Raw genomic sequence first — 4,104 nt, 5'->3', positions numbered from 1 at the left:
TCAAAAGGGGGAGACCAGAGGATGCTTCGCTTTTTTTGCACGGGGGAAGCCATAGGATGCTTCGCTTTTTTTGCACGGGGGAAACCAAAGGATGCTTCGCTTTTTGTTCCATGGGGGATGCGAGGGAGATCTAAACCCAATAAAGAAATCCCTAAACTTATTCAAGAAAAGAGCAACTTGAATAGAGATCCCCCCTCGCCCCCCTTCAAAAGGGGGGAACAAGTTTATTCTGTCTATTTTGTGAACTATCCGACGCGCTAAACGTGCTTCCGACTCGATATCCTGATACTCTGAATTCTAGGGACGAATTAACCATTGCCGATCGCAGGACAACAAGAGATGACCAGCAAACCCAAAATTATCGTTTTGGATGATGACCCGACCGGTTCCCAAACCGTTCACAGTTGCTTGCTGCTGACGCGCTGGGATGTGCAAACGCTGCGCTTAGGACTAACGGACGCTTCGCCAATTTTCTTTGTCCTGACCAATACTCGGGCGTTGACCCCAGAGGAAGCCGCAACAGTAACCTGTGATGTTTGCCATAATCTGAAAATTGCCATAGAAACCGAAAAAATCGACGATTTTCTCGTCGTCAGTCGCTCTGACTCCACCCTACGGGGACATTATCCCGTAGAAACCGATGTGATTGCCAAAGAAGTGGGACCCTTTGATGCTCATTTCTTAGTCCCGGCGTTCTTTGAAGGTGGACGAGTAACCCGCGACAGTGTCCACTACCTGATGGTGGATGGTGTCCCCACACCCGTTCATGAAACCGAATTTGCCCGTGATTCGGTATTCGGTTATCACCACAGCTATTTACCCGATTATGTCGAAGAAAAGACCAAAGGAAGGATTAAAGCCGAAGACGTTGAGCGATTTGTCCTATCCGATATTCGCCAAGGGAGTTTAGAACGTCTCCTCAACCTGAGTGGGAACCAATGTGGTGTTGTTGATGGGGAAACTCAAGGGGATTTAGATAAATTTGCGGCTGATGTCCTTACCGCCGCCGCTCAAGGAAAACGATTCCTATTTCGCTCGGCTGCCAGTATTTTAACCTCTCTGGCGAATCTGGGCGCTCAACCGGTTCCGCCAGAGAATATGGCACAGTATGTGAGAGAGGGAAAACCCGGAGTTGTACTGGTGGGTTCTCATGTTAAAAAGACCACCCAACAGCTTGAACAACTGCTCAAAGTTTCGGATATTGTCGGGGTTGAGGTGGATGTTACTGATTTACTCGAAGAGTCACAAACCCAACGAGAGGCACTTTTAGCCAAAGTTCTCGCTACCGTTGATGAGATTCACAACTCTAATAAAACACCAGTAATTTATACCAGTCGTGAGGAATTGGTCTTTAAAGACGTGGAAACTCGGCTCAAGTTTGGCGCAGCAGTTTCGGCGTTATTAATGGATATTGTCCGGGGCTTACCCGGAGATATTGGCTTTTTAATTAGTAAGGGCGGGATTACCTCGAATGATGTCTTAAGTACAGGATTAGAGTTGAGAGCAGCCCGGTTACTGGGTCAAATTATTCCGGGCTGTTCAGTGGTGCGAACCCCATCGGATCATCCCCAGTTTTCGGATTTACCTGTTGTACTGTTTCCGGGTAATGTCGGAGATGCGGATGGGTTAGTTACCGTTTATCAGCGCTTTTGCCAAGACAAAAAATAATAATACCCTTCTCCCTTATATCTAATCCCATTTATTGGTAACATTGACTTAATATTCACCCCTGCCAACCTCCCCTGACTAAGGGAAGCTATCGTAGGCGGTGGGGTAGATAAAGTGCAATTTTATACAGAATTGGGATAAATCCCTTTCTTTTAGCAGAGGGCGCTATAGTCTCTGATTCGAGTAAAATAGCGACGTAGATCACAGTGGGGAACAAATTAGAGTCACGCAGGATGGTGGGTTAAGTTACCTCTAAAGCGGATTAAATTCACCCAAAAGTAGGACGTTACTCAATTAATCGTTCAGCCCAATACCTGAAGATTAACTAAGTTCAATTTATCAGGAAAAAAAGGCTATGCAATCCTCTGATCGAAATATCCTTAACCAACACCAATCCTCGGCGTCGGCTAGAAAGCAAGAGTTGTTTAAGAAACTCGAACGGATAAGAGTAGTACCCTCTCGCCTACTGGAGGAGTATGGGGCGGGAGAACGGGATTATCGGGGATTTAACCTCAGCAACTTAGAGTTAAACGGAGTAGATCTACAGAGAATCGACTTGAGTCAGGCAAATCTTGAAGGTATTATCTTAGAAAAAGCCAATTTGACTCGGGCAAACTTCAGTAGAGCTAACTTATGTCGGGCGAATTTACGCCGAGCCGATTTGATTTGGGCAAATTTACATTGTGCTAACCTACAAGGGGCAAACCTGAGAGGTGCAGATTTAAGTGGCGCAGATTTGAGTGGCGCAGATTTGACCGATGCGGATTTAGGGGGAGCAATACTACCCGACGGAACGATTGTTTTAACCAGTGAACAGTCAAGTCTGTTATGTAGTAGGCTGAAGAAATTGCCGCAAGGGAAACCACGTAGGATACAGGTTGATATTTAATTCCCCCTGCACCTGGAGATCCCCCTGCTTCCCTATTCCTGGCAGCATTGTCAGCTTACTCTACTTCCCAGCGCGATCGCACACTTAACCATGGCATATCGATTAAAGGCACACGAATCTATATCTCAGGGAGTTCAGCGCATTGCTTACGAACAGATTGACAAAGCATTAGCCCAGTTATTGGGTCAAACCAATGATAGCCAAGAGGAAGCGGTTCACGATGCTCGTAAGCGGTTGAAGCAGCTACGAGCCTTACTGCGCTTAGTTCGCGATGAAATTGGTTCACAGACGTACCACCAAGAAAATAACTGTTTCCGAGATGCAGGGCGATTGTTATCGGATGTGCGGGATGCTCAGGTAACGGTTGAAACCTTAGATGATTTAACCAAACATTTTGCCAAAATTATCTCAGCCAATGGCTTTAAGGAAGTGCGTCAAGCATTAGAAGCCCGCAGTCAATCCATTAGTGAGCGGGTTTTGGCAGAAAAAAATGCTCAAGACGATGCCATTCGCATGATTAAAGAGGCGCGGAAACGGGTTAAGCATTGGTCAATTAAAAGCAATGATTGGTCAGCCATCCAGTCAAGTCTCCAGCGTGTCTATAAGCGAGGGGATAAAGGATTAAATTGTGCCGTTAAGCAGCCCAGCGTTGAGAGTTTTCATGATTGGCGCAAGCGGGTGAAATATCTTTGGTATCACCTGCGAATTCTCAAATTAGTTTGGCCCGATTTGATGGATCAAATGGCATCCGAGACGAAAGAGTTAGCCGATTATCTAGGGGATGATCATGATCTAGCGGTGTTGCACCAACTGCTGAAACAGGAGCCCAAACTAGCTCGCGATCGCACTCAACTAGACGCCCTATTGGGTTTAATTGACCGCCGACGACTACAATTGCAGCAATCTGCCCAGTTTTTGGGACGACGCATTTATGCCGAAAAACCGGGAGTGTTTGTTGAGCGGATTGGCGTTTACTGGCAAGTTTGGCGATCGGAACTTGAGCAGCCAATTCCGGCTCAAAAGTAGGTTCATGCGTTGCGCTAGCTTCGCCCTAAACGCATCAGATTTCCATCACAAACCACTTGACACTCCCCCGGCTAAAAGCGCGGGGGATTCTTCGTTCATCCAATCACCTTAGAATATTGATTTTCATCAATACTCGCCTAGGGCGAGTTGTCCCGAAGCGTTTATCCAGTATTCCTGGAATGTTCCTGTATGCCCGGAGCGTACGAAGTGCTTCCTTGAGTATGTTTATCGCGGCATTCCAATCACGGCCTAAGACACATCCGCACTTGCATTTATGTGTTCGTGTTGAAAGTGCCTTTTTCACAACACAACTGCAATTGGAACAGTTCTGAGAAGTATAGTGTGGTTTGACGGCAACCGTCGCTACACCAAACACTTTGCCAAAATACTCAAGCCAACATCTAAATTCTGACCAAGCCGCGTCTGAAATCGATTTGGCTAGGTGATGGTTTTTGACCATATTTCGTACTTGCAAGTCCTCGTATGCTACCAAGTCGTTAGACCGGACTACGCACAATGCA

At 46.5% G+C, this 4,104-nt stretch carries 3 protein-coding genes and 1 pseudogene; 3 read left to right on the top strand and 1 reads right to left on the bottom strand.

The window, feature by feature from the left end:
• Nucleotides 1–339 precede the first annotated feature (339 nt).
• The 3 genes from RIM23_RS16540 (at nucleotide 340) to RIM23_RS16530 (ending at nucleotide 3,583) form a co-directional block, all read left to right on the top strand.
• Nucleotides 340–1,668 carry a four-carbon acid sugar kinase family protein gene (locus RIM23_RS16540; protein ID WP_446368282.1) on the top strand — a complete coding sequence of 443 codons (1,329 nt, stop codon included), beginning with the start codon at nucleotides 340–342 and terminating at the stop codon, nucleotides 1,666–1,668.
• Between the two features lie 355 nt (nucleotides 1,669–2,023).
• Nucleotides 2,024–2,557, top strand: coding sequence for a pentapeptide repeat-containing protein (locus tag RIM23_RS16535; protein ID WP_446368281.1), 534 nt, complete (start codon nucleotides 2,024–2,026; stop codon nucleotides 2,555–2,557).
• Nucleotides 2,558–2,647: 90 nt separating this feature from the next.
• Nucleotides 2,648–3,583 (top strand): CHAD domain-containing protein, encoded by a 936-nt coding sequence (locus RIM23_RS16530; protein ID WP_446368280.1) that lies wholly within the window; start codon nucleotides 2,648–2,650, stop codon nucleotides 3,581–3,583.
• A 126-nt stretch (nucleotides 3,584–3,709) separates the two neighbouring features.
• On the opposite strand, the pseudogene RIM23_RS16525 reads toward RIM23_RS16530, so the two are convergent.
• Nucleotides 3,710–4,104 (bottom strand): annotated as a pseudogene (locus RIM23_RS16525) (RNA-guided endonuclease InsQ/TnpB family protein); the annotation flags it as partial.

It is taken from the genome of Coleofasciculus sp. G3-WIS-01 (assembly GCF_040223135.1).
In the GTDB taxonomy this organism is placed as follows: Bacteria; Cyanobacteriota; Cyanobacteriia; order Cyanobacteriales; family Coleofasciculaceae; genus Coleofasciculus.
This window is presented reverse-complemented; position numbering and strand designations above follow the sequence as displayed.